Source organism: Dellaglioa sp. CoH-55-MRSF-7 (genome assembly GCF_056782235.1).
This window is the reverse complement of the sequence record NZ_JBXAYI010000069.1, coordinates 1-418: the sequence shown is the minus strand read 5'-3', so window position 1 is coordinate 418 and position 418 is coordinate 1. Positions and strand designations below refer to the sequence as shown.

General features: G+C 50.0%; 1 protein-coding gene. It reads left to right on the top strand.

Annotation, left to right across the window (positions count from 1 at the left end; genetic code table 11):
• Positions 1-51 precede the first annotated feature (51 nt).
• On the top strand, positions 52-418 hold a 367-nt coding region (locus tag AC1RPU_RS07890), incomplete at its 3' end, for a hypothetical protein (protein ID WP_481769627.1).

Sequence of the window (418 nt, the reverse complement as noted above, 5' to 3'; positions counted from 1 at the left end):
GTTTTAATGAGTACACCTATCTATGCACGAATCCTGTACGACGAGATTCGCATGATGGATTCAAAGTCCGGGCTGTATGTATGGTGTGATCCAGATGAAGAGGGGGTGCTTACCGTTCAGCAGCTTTTGACCGGTGCTCCGTTTAAGGCAGAGAACAGCACGGAATATCATGTAACTGTTCTATATCATAATGGTGCACTTCCTCATCAAGTCAGGATTCCTGTGGATCGTCCTATCTCGGCACGTGCCACGCACTTCGAAAAGTGGGATACACCTAAGGGCAACGTTCTAGTCCTGCGTCTAGACTCCACAGGTCTCCAGTCCTTGCATGATGAGCTGCTGCGTGAGGGCCTTACTCATTCGTTCCCTGACTTCAATGCACACTTGACTGTGGCGAAGAACGTGGAAGGTGCTGGGC